This window comes from Vibrio olivae (assembly GCF_042428525.1).
GTDB classification, from domain to species: domain Bacteria; phylum Pseudomonadota; class Gammaproteobacteria; order Enterobacterales; family Vibrionaceae; genus Vibrio; species Vibrio olivae.
The window spans coordinates 2,085,275-2,109,490 of the sequence record NZ_JBHMEP010000001.1; the positions used below are offsets into that span (position 1 = coordinate 2,085,275).

Genomic DNA, 24,216 nt, shown 5'->3' on the forward strand with positions numbered 1-24,216 from the left:
CAGTAACAGGAAGTCACCAATTCGCCTCGCTGACAAAATGGCAATCCAAACAACATGGCTATAAGTGGATTAAAAAAAGTTTTAATCACCGATTTTATGCGTTACCATGCGCGCCTTTATAGCCAGTGTTCAACATTTCGCCATGAGTGGTGACTGTTTTTTTAGGGTTATATGAATTAGGTTGAATTACCATGCCAGTAAATACAATCATGGGGTTATTTGCAAAGTCCCCGATTAAGCCTTTGCAACGCCACGTAGTGTGCGTCAATGAATGCTGCTCTCACCTGATCAACTTCTTTGAAGTCTGTGCTCAGGGCGATTGGGAAAAAGCATCTGAAATTCGTGCACAAATTTCTCATCTTGAGAAAGAGGCGGATGTATTAAAACGAGAAATTCGTCTTAAACTTCCTCGTGGGCTTTTCATGCCTGTTGATCGTAGTGACATGTTAGAGCTACTGACTCAACAAGATAAGTTAGCCAACCTTGCCAAAGATATCGCTGGTCGTGTCTATGGTCGTCAACTTTCCATTCCAGAATCTCTTCAAGATAATTTTATTGCTTATGTGAAGCGTTGTTTAGATGCGGCCAATCAAGCACAGAAAGTCATCAATGAATTAGATGAACTACTGGAAACCGGGTTCAAAGGCCGTGAGGTAACACTTGTGGCTGAAATGATTCACCAATTAGATGTCATCGAAGATGATACGGATGCGATGCAGATTCAACTACGTCAGCAATTGATGGCGATTGAAGCGCATATGAATCCAATTGATGTGATATTTTTGTACAAAATTTTTGAGTGGGTCGGCGGAATCGCTGATCAAGCGCAACGAGTTGGCGCTCGACTTGAATTAATGTTGTCACGCTCATAATTAAGTAAATCAAATAACGAAGAGTAAATTACGACTGCCTATATTTAAGCGTCACGACAGATAAACGCTTAAGGCAGTTTCGTGCCTAAATTTACTCCGCTGGTTATCAACAACTAGGTATTACGATGGATGTCCTCGCGAATTACGGCACTGTCCTGATCATAATTGCAGCCCTTTTCGGTTTCCTAATGGCTATCGGTATTGGTGCCAACGACGTAGCGAACGCTATGGGTACGTCAGTTGGTTCTAAAGCCATCACGGTCAAACAAGCGATCATCATCGCGATGATTTTTGAGTTTGCAGGGGCCTATCTTGCAGGCGGTGAAGTGACTGACACAATCCGTAAAGGAGTCATTGAGACCTCTCTCTTCTCTTCTCAACCTGATATTCTCGTGTTTGGCATGATGTCAGCACTGCTGGCTGCTGGTACATGGCTTCTACTTGCCTCCTATATGGGCTGGCCAGTATCCACGACCCACTCTATCATTGGCGCTATCATCGGTTTCGCTTGCGTTTCTGTTGGCACAGAAGCGGTTGACTGGGGAAGTGTCAAAGGCATTGTCGGCAGTTGGATTATCACTCCAATTATTTCCGGATTCTTTGCTTACCTGATTTTTGTCAGTGCTCAGCGTCTGATTTTCGACACCGAAAACCCATTACACAACGCCAAACGTTTTGTGCCTGTGTACATGTTTATCACCACCATGGTGATTGCACTGGTCACCATTAAAAAAGGCCTTAAGCACGTTGGGCTTCATTTGACAGGGACGGAAGCTTGGCTTTGGGCTGCCGCCGTGTCAGCTTTAGTGATGGTCGGTGGTTACCTGTATATTCGCAACCGCTTCACCGCTCGTGAAGACGACCACAGCTTTGCAGGTGTTGAGAGTATCTTTAGTGTCTTGATGGTGATTACAGCGTGTGCAATGGCGTTTGCGCATGGTTCAAACGACGTAGCCAACGCTATCGGTCCCCTGTCTGCGGTTGTTTCCAGTGTTTCTCACATGGGGCACATCGCCGCGAAAAGTGAAATCGCATGGTGGATTCTACCGCTTGGTGGCTTTGGTATTGTTGTAGGTTTGGCCACTCTTGGGCATAAAGTCATGGCAACCGTCGGTACAGGCATTACCGAACTCACTCCGAGTCGAGGCTTCGCAGCGCAGCTTGCTACAGCTTCTACTGTGGTACTGGCTTCAGGAACTGGCTTGCCGATCTCAACCACGCAAACTTTGGTCGGCGCAGTGCTCGGGGTAGGCTTTGCTCGCGGCATCGCAGCCCTTAACCTCGGTGTGGTGCGTAATATCGTTGCGTCTTGGGTCGTAACCTTACCAGCCGGCGCTTTATTAGCGGTTGTCTTCTTCTACGCAATTGAAGCCATTTTCCGTTAAATAACAGGTCAATGCTTTGTTAGAGCACTGTTATTATTGACTCAAAAACACAGAAAGGGAGGCTCAGCCTCCCTTCTTAGTTGCAGAGCGCGAAGAAAGTTCTTAGTATTTGTTTCACATTAAAGAAATAGTTGAACAACTACCAAACTGCTAAAGGATTTACCGTGAAGAAACTGTTTTACATGGTTTTAGTCACCATGTTGGCTGCACCTGCCGCTTTCGCTCAAGACCGTTATATCGCAGACAAGCTCTTTACCTACATGCATTCTGGTCCAAATAACCAGTACCGCATTATTGGTAGCGTGGATGCGGGTGAGAAAGTGAACTTGCTACAGAGCAATAAAGAAACCGGTTATAGCGAAGTCGTTGACGAGAAAGGACGTAAAGGCTGGGTACAGACGCGTTTCATCACTCGCCAAGAAAGCATGGCCACACGTATGCCTCGTTTGGAGAAAGAACTGGCTGAGGTTAAAAACAAATTGGCGAACGCACGGCAATCGGCTGACAGCGAAAAAGCAGGCCTTGCAGAATCCCTTGAAGTTCGTAATAAACAGATTTCAGAACTTGAGAAAAATTACTCTGACATCAGTAATCAGCTAACCGCCTCTCAAGAGGAAGTACGTAAGCTACGAGCCAAGTTAGACACGCAAAAAGATGATCTACTGCTTAAATACTTCATGTATGGTGGTGGCGTTGCTGGAGGTGGCTTACTGTTTGGCTTGATTCTGCCGTCAATTATGCCTCGCCGTAAACGCAAAAATTCAGGCTGGGTTTAATCTCTAATTAAAAAAAACCGACTCCTCGAGTCGGTTTTTTTTATCCTTGCCAATCATAAAGTGCGGGAACAAAAATCAGCTGCCCATGAAAACTGAGCAAGCTACCTTGCGGCCTTATTTCCACCAGCTCAAGCTGCGAATCAATATTTTGACCTTGTGTGTATTCTTGGCCATTAATTTTAACCCAGCGCTTGTTTTCATTATCTGAATACACATGGGTCTGAAAGTTGAGAGGCATCAACTTTCCAGTAAATTCCATGCCGTGCTGTGATAAGTCAGTCCAATCGCTTTGGGCGAGTGCGTTGTGAGTCGCAGCCCCCTTCGACTGTTGGCTAAGAGCCGAGTGTACCTTCACGGCTAAATCGGCAGGCAATGCAGACAGATCGACGCCGTCAAGCACGTCATTAACCTTAGGCGTCTCTGCCGATGCAGTTGTGCTTGGCGATGGGGATTGAGGCTTTTCCTCGCCACTCGTCAACGAGATATTTTCAATCGGTTTTAACGCATCAAAGTTAGGTGTATCCAATTGCGTAAACGCTACCGGCACTTCAATCACTTTTGGCGCTTGATTGACTAAGGCTTGTTGATTTTCCAGCACTTGCTGCCAAGTCGAAATACCACGCCAAGCCAATATAATAGCGGCAGGTAAAAGTGCCACCGCTATCCATCCATACCCCAGCCGAGTATCGGCTTGGGGCTGCGCTTTCCCCCTTTGAGTTGGGATACTTCTTTGCTGAAATCCACTTTCAGATTGTTCAAGCGCTTTAAGAACATTCGACATGTGGCTCTCCTTGATGATTGAGCAATGGCGCGTCACTTTGCGTCATTTGAGAAAGTCGATCGAGGGTCTGCTGCCCAGCAATCCCATCAACACTCAATTTCTGCCAGCGCTGAAATAACTTCACTTTTTGTTCTAAAGCGGCATCATAGCGGTCAGACGACGTTGCCGACTCGCCAAGCAACTTAGACACACATTGATTCAACTCTGCCACTTTTTCGCCGGACATGCCTGGCTTAAGCGTTTGTGACCAGCGTTTTTTCCAAATGATGTAGGCGCCTCCCTGCCAAAATTGGTTCAGGGTGTTACGTTCAAAGCGTAAGCGCTTATCCCCCATGAGCAACTCGACATGTTGATCATCCATTTGGTAAAGAATCGCATATTCCGGTTGTTGGTTAACGTCTAATTCCAGCAACACAGGGAAGTTCAATGCTTCAATGGTCTCAAGTGTTGCCGAGCCTTGATAATGACACTCAAATTCTCGCGTGTTATTGCTTTCTTGGCAGAAACTGTCCATGACAGAGGCATCGTACCCCCATACTTTATACAGCTCACTGATGCCCTGCTCCAGTAGATGTCCAGAGCTCATCAATGTTGTGAGCGATGCTGGTACTACCTTTTTTTCAACGGCAGATGCCGGAGAGCTAGGGTAATGTTGCTGCGCATATTCTTTTGCCAAAGGACTAATCAACATTGGCGTCCAAACATAGCAAGCAATTGCTAACCCGCTCCCGACTAGTGTGCTTGCCGTCCATAGCCGGCGTTTAATACTCGTTATTTGTTGATTATTTGAGGCCTGATTAAAGCTGGTTTGAAAAGCCATAACATGCTGACAAGCGTCGACCACGGTCTCGTGACTGGGTTGTCGCTCACCTCGCGAATAGGCTTCGTTTAAAATCGCATCACACACCAAATTCACCAGGCGAGGAATCCCCTGCGTTTGTGTTGCAATATACTTCATAGACTTCGAAGTAAACAATTGGCGATCGCCGCCTGCTTTTTCCAGTCGAAAGCTGATGTATTTCACGGTGTCGTCTACCGTAAGAGGTAGCAAGTGATAGCGCCCCGTAATGCGCTGAGCAAGTTGCCTAAGTTGCGGCATTTGTAACTTATACTGCAACTCAGGCTGCCCGATGAGTAATACTTTAAGGAGTTTACGACTGTCAGTTTCTAAATTCGTCAGTAACCTTAACTGCTCTAAGACGTCAGCAGAGAGGTGTTGCGCTTCATCAATTACTAATAGTGTTTGACGGCCCTGAGTATGATTCGCCAGCAAACACTGGTACAACGCATGATTCAGCACTTTAAGAGAATCATTGGGCTGATAACGAACATTAAATTCATCACAAATAGCTTGCAGAAGCTCAATCGATGAAAATGTCGGGTTGAGAATCAAACCTGCTTGAGTTTGGCTATCGAGGGATTTGAGCATGGCACGAGCGATCGTGGTCTTTCCAGTGCCAACCTCCCCCGTCAACATCGCAAAACCACCACCTTCGCCTAACCCAGATTGCAAATGACGCATCGCTTCTTGGTGGCGAGGGCTGAGATACAGATAACGAGAGTTCGGTACAATAGAAAACGGCAGCTCTACAAAACCATAATAATCCTTATACATACTCTCTTCTCTGTCATTTCAATGCTAAGCAAAGTACCATTAGTGCCAGTTATCGCCAAAGCTATTTTCCCAATTTGAGGTCAGGCAGTGCAAATATATCTTGTTGGCGGCGCGGTCCGCGACCAACTCTTAAACTTAGATGTTTACGACCACGATTGGGTGGTCGTTGGCAGCACCCCACAACAAATGCTCAGTGCTGGATTTACCGCTGTTGGCAAAGACTTTCCGGTATTTCTTGATCCCACCACAAAGCAAGAGCATGCATTGGCACGTACCGAGCGAAAAAGCGGTGTCGGCTATACTGGGTTTGACTGCTACTTTGCCCCAGACGTCACTTTGGAAGATGATTTGTTGCGCCGTGATCTTACCATCAATGCCATGGCTCAAGATCAAGATGGTCGTATTATCGATCCTTACGGTGGTCAGCAAGACATTGAGCAACGCATTTTACGTCATGTTTCTGAGGCATTTGTGGAAGATCCACTGCGGGTGCTGCGTGTTGCGCGCTTTGCTGCCAAACTAAATCACCTTGGTTTTACCGTGGCTCCGGAAACGCTCTCGTTGATGCAACACCTCAGCGACAGTGGAGAACTGGCTCACTTAACCGCAGAACGTGTATGGCAAGAATGGCAAAAATCTTTGTCGACGCAGAGCCCACATATCTTTTTGAAGGTATTACATCAATGTGGTGCGCTTAAGCACGTACTCCCGGAAATCGATGCATTATTTGGCGTCCCTCAACCACAGCAATGGCACCCAGAAATTGATACTGGGGTTCATACTCTCATGGTCGCCGAGCAAGCCGCTAAACTTTCCGATTCCATTGCTCTGCGCTTTGCGGCTCAAGTCCATGATTTAGGCAAGGGCGTCACACCACCAGCAGAGTGGCCAAGTCACAAGCTACACTGCCATACTGGATTAAAACTCATTAAAGCGTTGTGTGAGCGTGTTAAAGTTCCGAATGAATGCAAAGAGCTGGCACTGCTGGTCTGTGAGCAGCACTCAAACATACACAGAGCCGCCGAGTTAAAACCGGCAACCAAGCTGAAGATACTCAATAAACTCGACGCCTGGCGCAAACCACAGCGCTTTGAGCAAGTATTACTGTGTTGCCAAGCTGATCATGCTGGGCGGTTAGGGCTAGAAAACCGGCCATACCCTCAAAAAGCGTTGTTTGAACAAGCTTATCAGGCCGCATTGGAAATCGATGTGCATCAAGTGATCCAAGATGGTTATCAGGGTAAAGCCATTCGTGAAGAGCTCGACAGAAGGCGCATTCAAGCCATTGCCGACCTAAACTGACTGTCACAAAGATCCTTATCGCACGCGCTCTGAGATACAATGGAGCGCGCTCATCGAGAGCTTCCTCGATACGGATAAGTGGGTTGCTTTCTTGTAGGTATAGCAGCAACACGGTCAGAACGGCTCATCGCTCTTCACTGCCCGCTTCCAAATAAAAAACGCCCCACCGAAGTGGAGCGCTTCAAAAAGCTTTAAAGCTAAACTTTATTCAGTTAAGAATTAAGCTTGACCTTTAACTTCTTTAAGACCGCGTTCTTGAAATAACAGCAGAGCGCGCTCACCTAACGCTTTTTCGAATAAAAAATACCCCGCTAAAGCGGGGTATTTAAAAGAACTATAAAGCGAAGCTAATATTAAGCTTGGCCTTTAACTTCTTTAAGACCGTTGAAAGGAGCGCGCTCACCTAGAGCTTCCTCGATACGGATAAGTTGGTTGTACTTAGCAACACGGTCAGAACGGCTCATAGAACCTGTTTTGATTTGACCAGCAGCTGTACCTACCGCTAGATCAGCGATAGTTGCATCTTCAGTTTCGCCAGAACGGTGAGAGATTACTGCTGTGTAACCTGCATCTTTAGCCATCTTGATTGCAGCTAGAGTCTCAGTTAGAGAACCGATTTGGTTGAACTTGATAAGGATAGAGTTAGCAACACCTTTCTCGATACCTTCTTTCAGGATCTTAGTGTTAGTAACAAATAGATCATCACCAACTAGCTGGATTTTACCACCTAGAAGTTCAGTTTGGTGTTTGAAGCCATCCCAATCTGACTCGTCAAGACCATCTTCGATAGAAACGATTGGGTATTGGTTCGCTAGATCTTGTAGGTAGAAGTTAAATTCTTCAGAAGTGAAGATTTTGCCTTCGCCTTTCATGTTGTAGTTACCAGCTTCTTTGTCGTAGAACTCAGATGCTGCACAGTCCATCGCTAGAGTCACGTCTTTACCAAGTACGTAGCCTGCAGATTCAACAGCTTCTTTGATTGCCGCTAGTGCTGCAGCGTTCGATTCTAGGTTAGGAGCGAAACCACCTTCGTCACCAACTGCAGTGCTTAGGCCTTTACCTTTAAGTACTTTAGCTAGGTTGTGGAATACTTCTGCACCGATACGTAGTGCTTCTTTAAGAGTTTTTGCACCAACAGGTTGGATCATGAACTCTTGGATATCTACGTTGTTGTCAGCGTGCTCACCACCGTTGATGATGTTCATCATTGGTAGAGGCATAGAGAATTGACCTGGAGTGCCGTTTAGCTCAGCGATGTGCTCATATAGAGGCATGCCTTTCGCAGCAGCAGCAGCTTTTGCGTTTGCTAGAGAAACAGCTAGGATTGCGTTCGCACCGAATTTAGATTTGTTATCAGTACCGTCTAGGTCGATCATCACTTGGTCGACGTCAGCTTGAGCTTTTGCATCTTTGCCAACAAGTGCTTCAGCGATTGGGCCATTTACAGCTTCAATTGCTTTAAGAACACCTTTACCTAGGAAACGTGATTTGTCACCGTCACGTAGCTCAAGAGCTTCGCGAGAACCAGTAGAAGCGCCAGATGGAGCTGCCGCCATACCAACGAAACCGCCTTCTAGGTGTACTTCAGCTTCAACAGTTGGGTTACCACGTGAGTCGATGATTTCACGACCTAGAACTTTAACGATCTTAGACATTAATGTTTCCTCTCGTTTCAATATAAATGTCAAAATTAAAGGGCAGTAGCACATCTTCAGCTACTGCCCGTATCCTTTTATTTCTCTTCGCTACGTTGATATTCACCCGCGGCTTTAATGAAGCCGGCAAACAGTGGGTGACCGTCACGAGGCGTTGAGGTGAACTCTGGGTGGAACTGAGCCGCAACAAACCATGGATGATCCGGGTTTTCAATCATTTCTACCAGTTTCTTATCTGCTGATAGACCAGAAACCTTCAGACCTGCCTTTTCAATTTGTGGGCGAAGAACATTGTTCACTTCATAACGATGACGATGACGTTCATGAATTGTATCGCTACCGTATAGTTCACGAGCTTTCGTGCCTTTTTCTAGGTGACATAATTGCGAACCTAGACGCATTGTACCACCAAGATCTGACGTTTCAGTGCGCTCTTCTACGTTACCTTCGCTGTCGATCCATTCTGTAATCAAACCAACAACCGGGTACTTGGTGCCTTTGTTAAATTCTGTTGAGTGTGCGTCTTCCATACCGGCGACATTACGCGCATATTCAATTAACGCAACTTGCATACCTAAGCAAATACCTAAATATGGAATCTTATTTTCACGTGCGTATTGAGCCGCACGGATTTTACCTTCGATACCACGATCACCGAAGCCACCAGGTACTAGGATAGCATCCAAACCTTCTAAAAGGTCAATACCTCGGGTTTCTATATCCTGAGAATCAACGTATTTAATATTCACGCTTAAACGGTTTTTTAGACCTGCATGTTTTAATGCTTCGTTAACTGACTTATAGGCGTCTGGTAATTCAATATATTTACCAACCATGCCAATCGTCACTTCGCCCGTCGGGTTCGCTTCTTCGTAGATAACTTGTTCCCACTCAGACAAATCCGCCTCTGGTGCATTGATGCCAAAACGGTTACAAACCAGATCATCCAATCCCTGAGAGCGGATCAATGAAGGAATCTTGTAGATAGAATCTACATCTTTCATTGAAATAACGGCCTTTTCTGACACGTTACAGAACAGAGCAATCTTCTTACGCTCATTGGCAGGAATCACACGATCACTACGACAAACGAGAATGTCAGGCTGAATACCAATCGAAAGCAACTCTTTTACTGAGTGTTGCGTTGGTTTGGTTTTCACTTCACCTGCAGCCGCCAAGTAAGGTACCAGCGTTAGGTGCATAAACATAGCGCGTTCACGGCCAATTTCTACGGCAAGTTGTCGAATCGCTTCCATAAATGGCAATGACTCGATATCACCTACGGTACCACCAATTTCAACGATAGCGACATCATGACCTTCAGCACCTTCAATCACGCGATCTTTGATCGAGTTAGTGATATGAGGAATCACCTGAATAGTGGCGCCTAGGTAGTCACCACGACGCTCTTTACGAAGAACGTCTGCATAAACACGACCCGCTGTGAAGTTGTTACGCTTGGACATTTTGGTACGAATAAAACGTTCGTAGTGGCCAAGGTCTAGGTCAGTTTCAGCGCCGTCTTCGGTTACAAAAACTTCACCATGTTGAGTTGGGCTCATTGTGCCTGGGTCAACGTTGATGTAAGGGTCTAGTTTCATGATGGTCACTTTCAGACCACGAGCTTCTAGAATCGCTGCCAGTGATGCAGCTGCAATACCTTTACCTAGAGAGGATACGACCCCGCCAGTAACAAAAATATAGTTTGTCGTCATGTTTAACCTGAAATTGGTTGAATGAGGGAAATGGATTTCTTCTGGACGGGAGAAAATTGTACCAGAAGCCCTTAACCGCCACAACGTGAAATATATCACACCTGTGTTTTTATTTTTTGCTTCAAATCAATCCCAGCGATGAGAATGGTAGAACCTTTGAATGACAGCGCATTCTTACGCGTCATTGCTAAACCTCTTAGGTTTCGCTGGTCGATTTCTCTTGCTGTTTGACTTGCTGCCAAAACTGTTCCAGTTCATCTAATGTGAACGCATTCAGAGGACGGTTATTCTGGCGAGCAAGTTGCTCAACCTGCCTAAATCGACGTTCAAATTTGACATTTGCCTTGGTTAACGCACTTTCTGGATTTTTTCCCAAATGACGCGTCATGTTGACCACAGCAAACAATAAATCGCCCAGTTCGAGCTCCAAAGCATGTTCATCGACCGGTACCATCAACGCCTCTTGCTGTACTTCTTCAATTTCTTCATGGACTTTATCAATCACCGGCCCTAATGTGTCCCAGTCAAAGCCAAATTGAGCACATTTCTTTTGTATTTTATTGGCGCGCATCAATGCTGGAAGCGAGTTTGGTACTGAGTCTAGAATACTTTGCGTTGTTTCGCCTCTTTGCGCTTTTTCCTGCGCTTTTTGATTTTCCCAATTCTCTTTTAGCTCCGCATCACTGCTAAAATTGGCACCACCAAAGACATGAGGATGGCGTCGAGTCAGCTTTTCATTCACGGTGTCAACGACGTCACTAAAATCAAATAGCCCTTGCTCATTAGCCAGTTGGCTGTAGAAAATCACCTGGAACAGTAAGTCCCCAAGCTCTTCTTTTAAATTTGACCAATCTTGCTTATGAATCGCGTCCACCACTTCATACGTTTCTTCAATAGTGTGTGGAACGACCGATTCAAAGGTCTGCTTTACATCCCAAGGACAACCGTTCTCAGGGTCACGCAGTTGACGCATAATGCGCTCTAAATCTTCTATTGGGTGGCTCATCGTTTTTCCTTCCTCTAAATAAAAAAGGTGAGCAGTACTCCCACTCACCTTTTCGCTCACTGTCTATGATTTTATCGGCACTTGAAACCCGTTTACGTGAGGCGTTTTACCGTCATCACATCACGAATCTGTTCAACCCGTTTGGATATTCTTGGCAGAACTTCGACGTTACTAACTTCAAGGTCAAAATCCATGATCGTCATTTGTCGGCGATAATCAATTCGGCTCTTCATACTGGCAATTTTGATTTTCTCATTGGCCAGCAAGGTTGTGATGTCTTTGAGTAATCCGCCCCGCTCCATCGCTTCCACACGCATGGTTAAGATGTAAGATCCTACAAAGCCACTGCCCCAGACCGTATCGATGATTCGCTCTGGCGCATGATGGCGTAGTTCATCCAACTGCTCACAATCCGAGCGGTGCACCGAAATACCACGCCCTTGAGTGATATAGCCACTAATCTCATCACCAGGAATCGGCTGACAGCAGCGTGCAAGGTGTGTCATCAGGTTATCAACCCCTTCCACCACAACGGCATCTTTTTTCGGACGGCTGGTTACACGGTGCTCAGCTTCTTGCAGTTTTTCCAGCGCTTGCTGATCTTCTTCTTCTGCGGTTGGCTTATTCACTAATGCGTTAATGTGATTGATGATTTGGTTGATTCGTAAATCACCGCTACCGACACCAACGAAGAGTTCATCCGCTGAGTTGACATTAAAACGCTTCAAGGCATATTGCTCAGCGTCTTTGAGTGTCGCGCCAATTTTTGCCAGTTCACTCTCTAGAATTTCTCGACCAGCTTCTAGGTTTTTCTCCCGGCTTTGCTTGCGGAACCAAGCATTAATCTTGGCTCGAGCTCGGCCTGAGTGCACAAAGCCCAATGATGGGTTCAACCAATCACGGGATGGGTTTGGCTCTTTAGAGGTGATGATCTCGACCTGATCCCCCATGTGCAATTTGTGGGTAAACGGAACAATCCGCCCACCAACTTTGGCACCGATGCACCGATGACCGACTTCAGAGTGAATGTGATAGGCAAAGTCGAGTGGCGTTGCCCCCATCGGTAAGTCAACCACATCACCGCGCGGCGTAAAGGCATAGACGCGATCATCAAACACTTGGCTACGTAACTCATCGAGCATTTCGCCAGAATCGGACATCTCTTCTTGCCAATCAAGCAGTTTGCGTAGCCATGTAATTTTCTCATCATATCCACTACGACTGCTTGCCCCTTCCTTGTATTTCCAGTGAGCGGCCACACCAAGCTCAGATTCTTCATGCATCTGCTTGGTACGAATCTGGATTTCAATGGTTTTTCCTTCAGGGCCAAGAATCACCGTGTGAATCGACTGATAACCGTTTGGCTTAGGATTGGCGACATAATCGTCAAACTCACTGGGCATATGCTTGAACTGAGTATGCACGACACCGAGCGCCGCGTAGCAGTCTTGTAGTTTATCCGCGATGATTCGCACTGCACGCACATCAAAGAGCTCATCAAAAGCGAGGTTCTTTTTCTGCATTTTGCGCCAAATACTGTAGATATGCTTAGGGCGCCCCGTCACTTCCGCATTGATTCCGCATTCTTTCATCTCTTTGGATAAAGACTCGACGAAATCCTTGATGTATTGCTCACGTACAATGCGCCGCTCAGACAGTTGCTTAGCAATCTGCTTATAAGTCTCTGGATGTTGGTAACGAAACGCGTAATCTTCAATTTCCCATTTCAGTTGCCCAATACCAAGTCGGTTAGCCAGAGGCGCATAAATGTTGGCACATTCTTTTGCCGCGGCACGGCGTACTTCATCAGGCTCTTTTTTTACTTCAATGAGATTACAAATACGTTCAGCCAGTTTAATGACCACGCAGCGAAAATCGTCAACCATTGCCAATAACATGCGGCGCACATTATCCACTTGCTCAGAGGCTTCGCCTCCCTCTTTGGTGACATTTAACTGACCAATGGCCGCCATCTCTTCGACGCCTTCAATCAGTTTTAAAATCTCTTTATTGTATTGTTCTTCCAATTGATCTTGTGGATACGCGCCACTTGAGACCAAAGGAAACAACAGCGCCGCTTCCAACGTCGCAGTGTCCATCGATAAGGTGATCAATATTTCGATCATCTCTCGACCACGCCACAACAGAAGTTGCGCCTTCGAGTGCCCTTCTAAAACCTGTTCACACTGCCGGTATACATCGGTCAGTGCACGAGAAATTTTGCCATCCTGGCCGAGACTCGCGATCCACTTTTCAAGCTCAAACTGTTCGTTTTGATTCAAATGTGCGCTTCGTACCGCAACCATTTTTCTATCCTGTTATATTTTTTATTGATTGATGCGCTCGTTCCTAAGCAACATCACTACTTTACAAACAACGCCATCGACTCCAAATGACTGGTATGAGGGAACATGTCCAACATACAAAGACGCTGTAAACGGAAACCTTGATTCAGCAAGCTTTGACTATCTCTTGCTAGGGTAGCAGGATTACACGAAACATAAACCACTCGCGAGGCACCAAGGGTTGCCAATTGTTCAACCACTCCGGTTGCTCCTGCTCGTGCTGGGTCAAGCAGCACCTTATTAAACTGCTGTTTTGCCCATGGCTCATCTGCCAATGGGGCTTCTAAATTTGCGTGGTAAAACTCGGCATTGGTCAGCTGGTTTTGCTCTGCGTTTGATCGAGCTTTGAATACCATCTCTTCGACACCCTCTACCCCCACGACTCGCTCAACCTGTTGAGCAATGGGCAAACTGAAGTTTCCCAAACCACAAAATAGATCCAAAACGCTATCTTGTTTGCTCAGTTCGAGCCATTCCAATGCGCGACTCACCATGCTTTGGTTAACGCTTTGATTGACCTGAATAAAGTGCGTAGGTTCAAAAGGAATGACCACTCCCGTTTCTTGATAAATAGGAGCCGGACCTTGGATAAGTTCAAGGTGATCAGCTTGCGCCATCAAATACAACGACAACTCATACTGCTGCGCAAAGCGCTTTAGGCGTTTCGCATCTTGGTTCTTTAACCCACGAGTGTGCCTCACGACCAACACACGTGTATTGTCCGCTTTAACCAATTCGACATGGCCAATCACGCTCGGTTCCGAGAATTGATTTAAACAATGATGAAGTTCTGGCAGCAATTGATTCAGCTCAGGCGCAAGTACCGGACACGCTTTGATATTTACAATTTGCTTACTGGCTTTTTGACGAAAACCGATTTGCAACTGAGCGCTTTTTTTATCGAACCACACACTCAAACGGGCGCGGCGGCGATACCCGCGATCTAAACCAGCAATAACAGGATCGAGCGTGATCTGCTGTTTTGCAAATTTGGTCATCAACTCACTTAACGCCTGCTGCTTATAAGTTCGTTGCTCCTCGACCGACACGTGCTGCATGTTACAGCCACCACACTGTTCAAAGTGCGGGCAAAATGGCGTAATACGAGATTCACTTGGCGTGATCACTTTAATCAATCGCCCTCGCGCATACTTGCTTTTGCTTTCAGTTAACTGAGTGACGACCTCTTCACCCGGCAGAGCCCCCTCAATGAACAGTGGTTTGTTGTCCATATACGCCAACCCAGCTCCGTGGTGGTCAAGCTTTTCAATCGTCACAGATTGATGCTTGGTGTTGATCTGAGTCTTTTTCTTAGCTTGGAAAAAACGCGCCATGGTTTACCTATTTATTCATTGCTTGCTTCAATATTTGCTGCGAAAGAATCACTATTTCTCCGCGCAGTCGTTGTGTGAGCCGTCTGAGTTGATTATGCTTATTGTTTCGACGGCTTTGGCACTGAGATTGCTTTAAATGTCGCGAGACGTCATGGTTTCGCCAAGCAATCCTTTTACTGGTGCTGGGGGCTATTTTCCCATATCCATACCGTGATGTTTAGATAATAATGACCAGATATGGCTTACGTGCCCGTGTAATTACCCTAACTTTAGCGCCGACGTTAATTATCGGCTTGTTATTGAGTGCTTTTTTCTCTTTTAACCGCTATCACGATTTAGAGAATCAGATGATTGATTCAGGGCTAAGTATCATCGAACCTCTTGCTATCGCGAGTGAAAACGGTTTAAAAAACAATAGCCGAGAATCCGTAAGACGGATCATCAGTTACGCCCATCGCAAGAATTCAAAGTTGGTTCGCAGTATCGCGGTATTTGATTACAACCATGAGTTGTTCGTAACCTCCAACTTTCATCCCAACTTTGCTTCACTGACATACCCTAAAAACAAACCGATTCCTCAGTTGGTGTCGTCCGACTTACATGACAATACTCTGATTTTAAGAGCCCCCGTCCTCGCTGAGTCTGGAGTCATTGCCACGCCGCGAGGTCAAGCCGCCGGACAAGCCCTTGGCTACATCGCCATTGAAATGGATTTGTCATCGCTGCGCCTACAGCAATACCAAGAAATTTTTTCGGCGTTTTTAGTTCTGCTCACCGGGCTTGGGCTATCGGCTATTTTTGCGATGCGCCTAATGCATGATGTCACTCGGCCCATCACTCATATGAAAAATATGGTTGATAGAATTCGCCGAGGCCATCTCGACGTACGTATTGAAGGTAAAATGCATGGCGAACTCGACTCACTTAAAAATGGTATCAACGCAATGGCGGTGTCGTTATCGGAATACCACGTCGAGATGCAGCATAGTATCGATCAAGCCACATCAGACCTACGTGAAACCTTAGAACAGCTGGAAATTCAAAACGTCGAATTGGATATCGCCAAGAAGCGAGCTCAAGAAGCTGCCCGCGTTAAGTCTGAATTCTTGGCGAATATGTCACATGAACTGCGTACCCCGCTCAATGGTGTGATTGGCTTTACCCGCCAAATGCTTAAAACACAATTAACCAATAGCCAAGCCGACTATCTGCAAACCATTGAGAAGTCGGCTAATAATCTGTTGAGCATCATCAATGACATTCTCGACTTTTCAAAACTTGAAGCGGGTAAATTAGCGCTCGAAAATATTCCATTTGAATTTCAGGAAACCTTGGAAGAAGTGGTTAACCTTCAAGCCACCAGCGCTCATGAGAAAGGGCTTGAGATTACACTCAATATTGATCCTGAAATTCCAACCGGGCTGGTCGGCGATCCACTGCGAATTCAGCAAGTACTGACAAACCTTGTTGGTAACTCCATCAAATTTACCGAACGCGGCAACATCGATATCAGTGTTGAGCTTCGCTCACGCAAAGAAGATATTGTCGAGTTGCAATTTATGGTGCGCGATACGGGTATCGGTATTTCAGAACGTCAGCAAGCGCAGTTGTTCCAAGCCTTTAGCCAAGCCGATGCCAGTATCTCGCGTCGTTATGGCGGGACGGGACTTGGCTTGGTGATTACCCAAAAACTGGTGAGTCAAATGGGAGGGGAAATTAGCCTGACCAGTAGGCTGCACCAAGGCTCGACGTTCTGGTTAACCCTGAGCCTACACGCAACCCACATGCCTGTCAGTGATCACGTGAATACCGCAGTACTTCACCAACGCACCATTTTGTTGATTGAAGCTAACATGCAAGTCGCCACGATAACCCAGCGCATGTTGTTACAAGAGGGCTTGCACGTCACGACTCGTACGAGCCTGCCAGAAGCAGTTGAGAAGTTTGATTATGTGCTGCTCAATCTCGCGGCTAACCACAGCAATCAATTAGCTCAAGTTGAACAATGGGTAGAACAAGCAATGCGCTGCGCGCCACACGTTGTGGTTGGTACGCCAAGTACGGCTTTGGCGCTGTCTGATCATCTTTTGCAAAAATACCAAGTTCATTGCATTACTAAGCCACTATCGCGTAAGAAATTGATGCAGACGTTGGTCGCCAACCAAGATCTACTTCCTGAATTACCTGTGGTTCCAATGCTCAGTAGCGAGAAATTACCCCTCAAGGTTATGGCGGTCGATGATAACCCAGCTAACTTGAAACTGATCAGTGCTCTACTGCATGAACATGTGGACAACGTCATCACCTGTACCAATGGTATGGATTCAGTCACGCTGGCAGAAAGTACTCACTTTGACATTATCCTCATGGATATTCAGATGCCGCATATGGATGGCGTTAGCGCTTGCCGTAAGATCAAAAAGACCGAACTTAATGCGAATACACCCGTCATTGCCGTCACCGCCCATGCACTGGAGGGCGAACGAGACCGCCTGTTGAAAGCAGGTATGGATGACTATCTCACCAAGCCAATTGAAGAGCATGTTCTGCAACAGGTGTTGATGCACTGGAATCCTTATGCGGATCAGAATGAGTTTGGGAAGTTAGAACTGGTTCACCACGAACCAGAAAAAGCAGAAACCGATACCGAGCAAAGCTACAGTAACATTATTATTGATTGGCAAATGGCACTTAAGCAATCGGCCAATAAAGCCGATCTCGCCACGGAAATGCTCCAGATGTTGGTGGACTATATTCCAGAAGTGAACCAAGTTACCGAACTGGCTCTAAATGGTGAAACCAGCCGTGAAGAGTTGCTGCATCATGTGCACAAACTGCATGGCAGCTGTTCCTACTGTGGCGTACCGCGCTTAAAGAAAGTGTGTGAAACCCTTGAGAAGGGGCTGCGTTCATCGGCAGAGCTAGCAGAGATGGAACCTGAGCTGTTTGAATTGCAAGATGAAATGGAGAAGGTCACCGCGAGCGCGGCGCCTTATCTCCAAACTCAGGATTCGTAAATAACGGTCGCCACTGCATAGTGGCGTTCGTCCGAAATCGAAAGGTGAATGGCATTGATGCCTTGAGCCTGAGCTAATTGTTGCGCTTTGTTTGCCAATGAAAGTACGGGCTTACCATGAGGATCATTACTGACCACAAAATCATGGAAGGTGACTCCATGGGCAATGCCTGTCCCCAATGCTTTAGAGGCCGCTTCTTTTGCCGCAAAGCGCTTAGCTAAAAACCGCCCTTGTTTCTTGCGGTTTTGGTATTGCTCAAATTCTGGCTCGGTAAGGATTCGCTTTGCAAACCCTTCACCAATGCGTGCAAGCGCGGCTTCAATACGCTCGATTTCAGCAATATCCGTCCCAATACCTAAAATGGCCATGGCTATTTACGCGCTTCAATCATCACAGCTTTCATATCGGCAACCGCCGTTGCCAAGCCATCAAATGCCGCCCGACCAATGATTGAGTGGCCAATGTTCAACTCATAAATTTCCGGAATCGCAGCAATGGGGGCGACATTATGGTAGGTCAGCCCGTGACCCGCATTGACACAAATCCCCAAATCACTCGCGTACGTTGCGCCTGCCGTGATTTTCTTGAGTTCAGCTTGACGCTCAGCATCGGTTTGGGCATCCGCATAGTGACCAGTGTGGAGTTCAATAAAAGGCGCACCACACGCTTTCGCCGCATCAATTTGCTCGCGATCAGCATCAATAAACAGAGAGACTTTGATCCCCGCAGCGCCAAGTTTTTGAGTCGCCGCTTTCACTTTTTCAAGGTGGCCTTTAACATCAAGCCCCCCTTCGGTCGTCAACTCTTCACGTTTTTCAGGAACTAAACACACGTATTCAGGCTGAGTTTGTAGCGCGATATCGACCATTTCATCGGTCACCGCCATCTCAAGATTCATCCGGGTCTGAATCGTTTCGCGCAGAATACGAACATCTCGATCTTTAATATGACGACGATCTTCTCGCAAGTGCACCGTAATACCATCCGCCCCAGCACGTTCAGCAATTTCTGCCGCATGCACAGGATCTGGGTATTTGGTTCCACGGGCATTTCGCAACGTTGCAATATGATCGATGTTGACACCGAGATAGATTGAACTCATTTTCCAATACTCCTTGCTCTGGAAGTGTTAAAACTGGACGTAAATAATTCCCGACTTTTTAACGGTTTGCCGCCAAGATACGGCTTTAGGGCTATACGTGTAAAGCGCTTCGCTGCGCGTAATTGCTCTTTAGTGACGAAGCGCCGCTCGCTGATGGCGATCAGCTCATTTCCATAAAACGTGAGGTTGTCATTTCTTACCGAAGCAATAAATCCTTTTTGCTCTCGATAACGGTAAGTCATCTCTGGCGACACGGGTTCACCACTGCCTGCACAATGAAGAAAATCAACGCCGTATCCCATCGCCGAGAGCAAGGCCAATTCAAACCGCCTTAAGGCCGGTTCCGGGTTCTCACACTGCGCCAGTTCGGTTAATACATGCAGATAATCATGGAATAACGCAGGCATAGGAACCTCAGCCATTAAAACTCGGCCAAGAATTTCGTTAATATACATTCCGGAATAGAGATTGATACCGGTGAGCGGTAAGCCAAGGCTAATGGGTTCAGCTTGGCGCAGTGTTTTCATCGAGCTGTTTCCCGACCACTTAAGTAGCAAAGGAGTAAATGGTTGCAGAGCGCCTTTTAAATTGGAGCGCTTACTACGCGCGCCTTTTGAGAGCAACGTCAGGCGACCATGCTCCTCACTAAATACATCTAAAATCAAGCTCGATTCGCTGTAAGGTCGCCGATGCAACACAAAGCAGCGTTGTAAACCGTCACTCAATCTCTCATCCTTTCCGATAACAAAAGAGAGAGTTCATACTCTCTCTTTTTAACGTTGAAAACAATTTTAGCGTGACCCAAGATGCCGAATTATAAGTCGTCGATGTAACCTAAAGACCGTAAAGCACGTTCATCATCAGCCCAGCCCGATTTCACTTTAACCCAAGTTTCCAAATAGACCTTGCGACCAAATAACTCTTCCATATCGAGTCGAGCTTCACGACCGATGGTTTTGATCTTTTCACCGCCTTTGCCAATGACCATTTTTTTCTGACCACTGCGTTCAACCAAAATTAGCGCATTGATATGAAAACCATCGGTTTCTGGATTATAGTCAAAGCGTTCAATTTCAACCGTGACAGAGTACGGTAACTCTTCACCGGTAAAACGCATTAACTTTTCACGCACAATTTCAGACGCCATAAAACGTTGAGAGCGGTCAGTAACGTATTCTTCCGGGAAGTGGTGGGTCGCTTTAGGCAAATGTTCACGCACATGCTTACGCAAGACATCAATGTTCTTGCCATGTTTAGCCGAAATCGGCACCACATCAACAAAGTCCATCTTCTTCGACATCTCAAGCATATGCAGCATGACATCATTGCGGTCTTTAACATTATCGACTTTGTTAACACACAGAACGACGGGAAAGTTGGCTTTCTGCAACTTGGTCAGCACCATTTCGTCGTCTTCAGTCCAATGTGTACCGTCAACCAAGAACAGCACTAAGTTAACGTCACTTAATGATGAGTTAGCAGCACGATTCATCAAACGGTTGATCGCACGCTTTTCTTCAATATGTAACCCAGGTGTATCCACAAAAATCGCTTGATAATCCCCTTCCGTCTCTACCCCCATAATTCGGTGGCGAGTGGTCTGAGGTTTACGCGAGGTAATGGAAATTTTCTGCCCCAAAATATGGTTCAGTAAAGTGGATTTACCCACATTCGGACGACCAACAATCGCTACAAAGCCGCAGTGTTGGTTTTCTGGTGAACTGGTTTCACCACTCGACGCGAAAAACGCGTCGATATCAAATTCGTTATCAGCCATTGGATAGTTGCTCTAATGCTAGTTCAGCCGCAGCTTGTTCAGCTTTACGGCGACTGGTTCCCTTCCCGATGACAGGCTTTCCGATTCCTGCTACTTCACACTCAACCGTGAACTCTTGGTTGTGTGCTTCACCTTTAATTTTAGACACTGTGTAAACAGGTAAAGGTTTTCTTCTGCCTTGAAGGAATTCTTGCAACCGAGTTTTAGGATCTTTTTGAGACACCCCAGGCTGAATACTTGTCAGGCGAGTTTGATACCAGGTTAAAATGATGCCTCGAACCACTTCAATATCGCTATCAAGATAGATAGCACCAATGATGGCTTCAACGGCATCAGCGAGAATCGAATCACGACGGAAGCCACCGCTTTTCAATTCGCCTGGACCTAATTTTAAGTGATCTCCGAGTTCAAACTCTCGCCCGAGTTCCGCAAGCGTATTTCCGCGTACCAATGTGGCACGCATACGGCTCATATCGCCTTCATTTACTTTTGGAAAACGGTGATAGAGATCGTCAGCAATGACAAAACTTAAAATTGAATCGCCCAGAAATTCAAGACGCTCATTATGTTTACCATTGGCGCTGCGGTGAGTCAGCGCCAAGTTGAATAGCTCGACATCATTAAACTGATAACCGAGCTTTCTTTGTAGCTTTGCAATAGGAGTAGTCATACTCTCTCTTTGTCTTTGGTGTTCTAATTCGAACTAGTTAATACCGCCGATGCGATTAAACCTCACACCTGTTGGAATCCATGAAGGCAGAATACTGTCTTGATCGCGTTCAAATTCAAAACTGATCCAAATCGCGACGGCTTTACCTACCAAATTCCCTTCTGGAACAAAGCCCCAATAGCGGCTATCAGCGCTATTGTCACGGTTGTCGCCCATCATAAAGTAGTGGCCTTCAGGCACTACCCATTCATTCACTCCGCCTCGTGGATGGTATTGACTCACACGATCACGGCGCAGCGGGTTAACCAAGATATGGTGTTCCACATCGCCAAGGTGCTCTTGCATCTCAATCAATGGAATACCATCTTGATAAAACTCACTTTGTTCAACGTTAGACAGCGCGACAGGCTTACACTCGTCGCTGCCCTTAGCTTGGATACAGACTTCTTTCTTACCGCTATAACGTACGACATCCCCAGGCAAACCAACTACACGTTTAATGTAATCAATACTAGGGTTGACTGGGTATTTGAATACCGCAATATCACCACGCTCCGGTTTACCAGTTTCAACCAACTGTGTACGCCACACAGGATCTTTCAAGCCATATGCGTACTTTTCTACCAGGATAAAGTCACCAATTAATAAGGTTGGCATCATGGATCCCGATGGAATCTGAAACGGTTCATAAATAAATGAGCGTAGAACCAAAACAAACGCAATGACAGGGAAAATAGACACGCTGTTTTCCACCCACCAAGGCTGTGGCGCAATTTTGGCTTGAGTTTGCTCATCAACCTTCTGGTTATCGCCGACAAGTTCGCGCACTTTTTCTTGGCGTTTTTTACGCCAGACCAACTTATCGAATAACCATACAATCCCAGTTACCAAAGTAACGATAACCAAAATCAGTGAAAATACGTTTGCCATTGAGTTCCCTTACATTAAAAAGTGAAAGAGCCTAAGCCCTTTCACTTAACTTTTTTATTCGTTAAATCAACTCACTGCGTCTGTTAATCCAACAAACTTTAATCTTTACCTACGTGAAGAATTGCTAAGAACGCTTCTTGAGGCAGTTCGACATTGCCAATCTGCTTCATACGTTTCTTACCTTCTTTCTGCTTCTTAAGCAGTTTCTTCTTACGGCTCACGTCACCACCATAACATTTGGCGATCACGTTCTTACGTAACTGCTTAACCGTTGAACGCGCAATAATATGGTTACCAATCGCAGCTTGAATCGCGATATCAAACATTTGGCGAGGGATAAATTCTTTCATCTTCTCAACCAACTGACGGCCACGCGTTTGCGCTTGGTCTTTATGGGTAATCATTGCCAAGGCATCAACACGGTCGCCATTTAGCAATACATCAACACGTACCATATTCGAAGCTTCAAAACGCTGGAAGTTGTAATCTAAGGACGCATAACCACGTGATGTCGATTTCAACCGGTCAAAGAAGTCAAGAACCACCTCTGCCATTGGGACATCATACGTGACTGCCACCTGATTACCGTGGTAAACCATATCAACTTGAACACCACGTTTTTCAACACATAAGGTGATGACGTTGCCGAGGAATTCTGTCGGTACCAAAATGTTACAACGCGCGATAGGCTCACGAATATTTTCGATATCGTTGATTGCAGGCAGCTTAGCTGGGCTGTCCACATACATCACTTCGCCATCGGTTTTTTCAACTTCATACACTACCGTTGGTGCGGTAGTAATCAGATCAAGATCGTACTCACGTTCTAAACGTTCTTGAATGATCTCCATGTGCAGCATGCCAAGGAAACCACAACGGAAACCAAAGCCCAGAGCCGCTGACGTCTCTGGTTCGTAAAATAGTGACGCGTCATTGAGGCTCAATTTACCCAGCGCATCACGGAAGTTTTCATAATCATCCGAAGAAACAGGGAATAAACCAGCATAAACTTGCGGTTTGACTTTCTTAAAGCCTGGCAATGGTTTTTCACTGCCATTTTTAGCGTGAGTCAGTGTATCACCGACAGGAGCGCCCAGAATGTCCTTGATGCCACAAACTACCCAGCCAACTTCACCGGTATTTAGGCCATCGGTATCCACTCGTTTTGGCGTAAAGATACCAATACGATCCACACCCCACACTTGCCCAGTGCTCATCACTTTGATCTTGTCGTTTTTCTTTAGTGAACCGTTTTTAATTCGCACCAAAGAAACCACACCGAGGTAGTTATCGAACCAAGAGTCGATAATAAGCGCTTGTAATGCGCCGTCAGGATCACCTTCAGGTGCCGGGATCGCTTGAACAATATTCTCTAGAACGTCATCAACACCAAGACCTGTTTTTGCCGAACAGCGCGTTGCTTCCATCGCATCAATACCCACGATGTCTTCAATTTCTTCAGCAACACGTTCAGGATCAGCTGCGGGTAAATCAATTTTATTGAGAATAGGAACAACTTCCAAATCCATCTCAATGGCGGTGTAACAGTTCGCTAGGGTTTGGGCTTCAACACCTTGTCCGGCGTCAACCACCAACAATGCGCCTTCACAAGCGGCAAGAGAACGCGAGACTTCATACGAGAAGTCGACATGTCCAGGCGTATCGATAAAGTTTAACTGATAGGTTTCGCCGTCTTTCGCTTGGTAATCCAAGGTGACGCTCTGCGCTTTGATCGTAATACCACGTTCACGCTCAAGATCCATGGAGTCCAGTACTTGCTGTTCCATTTCACGATCAGTAAGACCACCACAAACTTGAATAAGGCGATCAGATAAGGTCGATTTACCGTGGTCGATGTGGGCGATAATCGAAAAGTTACGAATGTGCTTCATAGATTTGGGGTGACTAAACTCTTGTTAACGAGGAAACAAGAC

General features: G+C 46.2%; 19 protein-coding genes. 5 read left to right on the forward strand and 14 right to left on the reverse strand.

Annotated elements, in window-relative coordinates; all coding sequences use genetic code 11:
• Positions 1-191 precede the first annotated feature (191 nt).
• From ACFFUV_RS09630 to ACFFUV_RS09640, 3 genes are all read left to right on the forward strand, one after another.
• A complete protein-coding gene (locus tag ACFFUV_RS09630; RefSeq protein ID WP_390191656.1) occupies positions 192-872 on the forward strand; it encodes a TIGR00153 family protein in 681 nt (226 codons plus the stop codon).
• A 125-nt stretch (positions 873-997) separates the two neighbouring features.
• Positions 998-2,257, forward strand: coding sequence for an inorganic phosphate transporter (locus ACFFUV_RS09635; RefSeq protein ID WP_390191659.1), 1,260 nt, complete (start codon positions 998-1,000; stop codon positions 2,255-2,257).
• A gap of 164 nt (positions 2,258-2,421) precedes the next feature.
• The gene (locus ACFFUV_RS09640; RefSeq protein WP_390191662.1) at positions 2,422-3,033 is read left to right on the forward strand and encodes a TIGR04211 family SH3 domain-containing protein; all 612 of its coding nucleotides are present in this window, start codon (positions 2,422-2,424) and stop codon (positions 3,031-3,033) included.
• 40 nt (positions 3,034-3,073) lie between these two features.
• Here ACFFUV_RS09640 and ACFFUV_RS09645 read toward each other — a convergent pair whose 3' ends face one another.
• Complete coding sequence (locus tag ACFFUV_RS09645; protein ID WP_390191664.1) at positions 3,074-3,814, reverse strand: general secretion pathway protein GspB; 741 nt, start codon at positions 3,812-3,814, stop codon at positions 3,074-3,076.
• Entirely contained in the window at positions 3,798-5,429 is a 1,632-nt protein-coding gene (locus ACFFUV_RS09650; RefSeq protein ID WP_390191665.1) for an ExeA family protein, read from the reverse strand. The genes ACFFUV_RS09645 and ACFFUV_RS09650 overlap by 17 nt, the downstream gene beginning before the upstream one ends.
• 87 nt (positions 5,430-5,516) lie before the next feature.
• On the opposite strand from ACFFUV_RS09650, the gene ACFFUV_RS09655 reads away from it, so the two are divergent.
• Positions 5,517-6,731, forward strand: coding sequence for a multifunctional CCA addition/repair protein (locus tag ACFFUV_RS09655; protein WP_390191667.1), 1,215 nt, complete (start codon positions 5,517-5,519; stop codon positions 6,729-6,731).
• A 353-nt stretch (positions 6,732-7,084) separates the two neighbouring features.
• Here the strand turns inward: ACFFUV_RS09655 and eno are convergent, their stop codons facing one another.
• From eno to rlmD, 5 genes are all read right to left on the reverse strand, one after another.
• Positions 7,085-8,386, reverse strand: a complete 1,302-nt coding sequence (eno, locus tag ACFFUV_RS09660) for a phosphopyruvate hydratase (protein WP_390191672.1) — start codon at positions 8,384-8,386, stop codon at positions 7,085-7,087.
• Between the two features lie 77 nt (positions 8,387-8,463).
• Positions 8,464-10,101 carry a CTP synthase gene (gene pyrG, locus ACFFUV_RS09665; protein WP_390191675.1) on the reverse strand — a complete coding sequence of 546 codons (1,638 nt, stop codon included), beginning with the start codon at positions 10,099-10,101 and terminating at the stop codon, positions 8,464-8,466.
• 196 nt (positions 10,102-10,297) lie between these two features.
• Positions 10,298-11,107 carry a nucleoside triphosphate pyrophosphohydrolase gene (gene mazG / locus ACFFUV_RS09670; protein ID WP_390191678.1) on the reverse strand — a complete coding sequence of 270 codons (810 nt, stop codon included), beginning with the start codon at positions 11,105-11,107 and terminating at the stop codon, positions 10,298-10,300.
• Between the two features lie 92 nt (positions 11,108-11,199).
• Entirely contained in the window at positions 11,200-13,413 is a 2,214-nt protein-coding gene (gene relA, locus ACFFUV_RS09675; protein WP_390191681.1) for a GTP diphosphokinase, read from the reverse strand.
• A 56-nt stretch (positions 13,414-13,469) separates the two neighbouring features.
• Positions 13,470-14,786, reverse strand: coding sequence for a 23S rRNA (uracil(1939)-C(5))-methyltransferase RlmD (gene rlmD, locus ACFFUV_RS09680; protein ID WP_390191684.1), 1,317 nt, complete (start codon positions 14,784-14,786; stop codon positions 13,470-13,472).
• A gap of 227 nt (positions 14,787-15,013) precedes the next feature.
• Here rlmD and barA point away from each other — a divergent pair, with 227 nt between their 5' ends.
• Positions 15,014-17,803: a two-component sensor histidine kinase BarA gene (gene barA, locus ACFFUV_RS09685; protein ID WP_390191688.1), complete on the forward strand. Its 2,790-nt coding sequence runs from the start codon at positions 15,014-15,016 to the stop codon at positions 17,801-17,803.
• Here the strand turns inward: barA and acpS are convergent.
• From acpS to lepA, 7 genes are all read right to left on the reverse strand, one after another.
• Complete coding sequence (acpS, locus tag ACFFUV_RS09690) at positions 17,791-18,171, reverse strand: holo-ACP synthase (RefSeq protein WP_390191690.1); 381 nt, start codon at positions 18,169-18,171, stop codon at positions 17,791-17,793. The two genes, barA and acpS, sit on opposite strands and share 13 nt — an antisense overlap.
• Before the next feature lie 2 nt (positions 18,172-18,173).
• Positions 18,174-18,905 carry a pyridoxine 5'-phosphate synthase gene (pdxJ, locus tag ACFFUV_RS09695; RefSeq protein WP_390191692.1) on the reverse strand — a complete coding sequence of 244 codons (732 nt, stop codon included), beginning with the start codon at positions 18,903-18,905 and terminating at the stop codon, positions 18,174-18,176.
• Positions 18,902-19,630 (reverse strand): DNA repair protein RecO, encoded by a 729-nt coding sequence (recO, locus tag ACFFUV_RS09700; protein ID WP_390191693.1) that lies wholly within the window; start codon positions 19,628-19,630, stop codon positions 18,902-18,904. Before recO ends, pdxJ begins: the two co-directional genes overlap by 4 nt.
• 89 nt (positions 19,631-19,719) lie before the next feature.
• Positions 19,720-20,682: a GTPase Era gene (gene era / locus ACFFUV_RS09705; RefSeq protein ID WP_390191695.1), complete on the reverse strand. Its 963-nt coding sequence runs from the start codon at positions 20,680-20,682 to the stop codon at positions 19,720-19,722.
• Entirely contained in the window at positions 20,675-21,352 is a 678-nt protein-coding gene (gene rnc, locus ACFFUV_RS09710) for a ribonuclease III (RefSeq protein WP_390191697.1), read from the reverse strand. Before rnc ends, era begins: the two co-directional genes overlap by 8 nt.
• A gap of 33 nt (positions 21,353-21,385) precedes the next feature.
• On the reverse strand, positions 21,386-22,282 hold the full coding sequence (gene lepB / locus ACFFUV_RS09715; protein ID WP_390191699.1) for a signal peptidase I: 897 nt from the start codon (positions 22,280-22,282) through the stop codon (positions 21,386-21,388).
• A 98-nt stretch (positions 22,283-22,380) separates the two neighbouring features.
• Positions 22,381-24,174 (reverse strand): translation elongation factor 4, encoded by a 1,794-nt coding sequence (gene lepA / locus ACFFUV_RS09720; protein ID WP_390191701.1) that lies wholly within the window; start codon positions 24,172-24,174, stop codon positions 22,381-22,383.
• Between the last annotated feature and the right edge of the window lie 42 nt (positions 24,175-24,216).

What these genes read in the sequence shown, in the direction of transcription:
- lepA (WP_390191701.1), bottom strand. Translation starts at nt 24,174, where the DNA reads ATGAAGCACATTCGTAACTTTTCGATTATCGCCCACATCGACCACGGT.
- barA (WP_390191688.1), top strand. Translation starts at nt 15,014, where the DNA reads ATGACCAGATATGGCTTACGTGCCCGTGTAATTACCCTAACTTTAGCG.
- ACFFUV_RS09630 (WP_390191656.1), top strand. Translation starts at nt 192, where the DNA reads ATGCCAGTAAATACAATCATGGGGTTATTTGCAAAGTCCCCGATTAAG.
- ACFFUV_RS09645 (WP_390191664.1), bottom strand. Translation starts at nt 3,814, where the DNA reads ATGTCGAATGTTCTTAAAGCGCTTGAACAATCTGAAAGTGGATTTCAG.
- ACFFUV_RS09635 (WP_390191659.1), top strand. Translation starts at nt 998, where the DNA reads ATGGATGTCCTCGCGAATTACGGCACTGTCCTGATCATAATTGCAGCC.
- era (WP_390191695.1), bottom strand. Translation starts at nt 20,682, where the DNA reads ATGGCTGATAACGAATTTGATATCGACGCGTTTTTCGCGTCGAGTGGT.
- acpS (WP_390191690.1), bottom strand. Translation starts at nt 18,171, where the DNA reads ATGGCCATTTTAGGTATTGGGACGGATATTGCTGAAATCGAGCGTATT.
- lepB (WP_390191699.1), bottom strand. Translation starts at nt 22,282, where the DNA reads ATGGCAAACGTATTTTCACTGATTTTGGTTATCGTTACTTTGGTAACT.
- rlmD (WP_390191684.1), bottom strand. Translation starts at nt 14,786, where the DNA reads ATGGCGCGTTTTTTCCAAGCTAAGAAAAAGACTCAGATCAACACCAAG.
- relA (WP_390191681.1), bottom strand. Translation starts at nt 13,413, where the DNA reads ATGGTTGCGGTACGAAGCGCACATTTGAATCAAAACGAACAGTTTGAG.
- mazG (WP_390191678.1), bottom strand. Translation starts at nt 11,107, where the DNA reads ATGAGCCACCCAATAGAAGATTTAGAGCGCATTATGCGTCAACTGCGT.
- rnc (WP_390191697.1), bottom strand. Translation starts at nt 21,352, where the DNA reads ATGACTACTCCTATTGCAAAGCTACAAAGAAAGCTCGGTTATCAGTTT.
- ACFFUV_RS09650 (WP_390191665.1), bottom strand. Translation starts at nt 5,429, where the DNA reads ATGTATAAGGATTATTATGGTTTTGTAGAGCTGCCGTTTTCTATTGTA.
- eno (WP_390191672.1), bottom strand. Translation starts at nt 8,386, where the DNA reads ATGTCTAAGATCGTTAAAGTTCTAGGTCGTGAAATCATCGACTCACGT.
- pdxJ (WP_390191692.1), bottom strand. Translation starts at nt 18,905, where the DNA reads ATGAGTTCAATCTATCTCGGTGTCAACATCGATCATATTGCAACGTTG.
- pyrG (WP_390191675.1), bottom strand. Translation starts at nt 10,101, where the DNA reads ATGACGACAAACTATATTTTTGTTACTGGCGGGGTCGTATCCTCTCTA.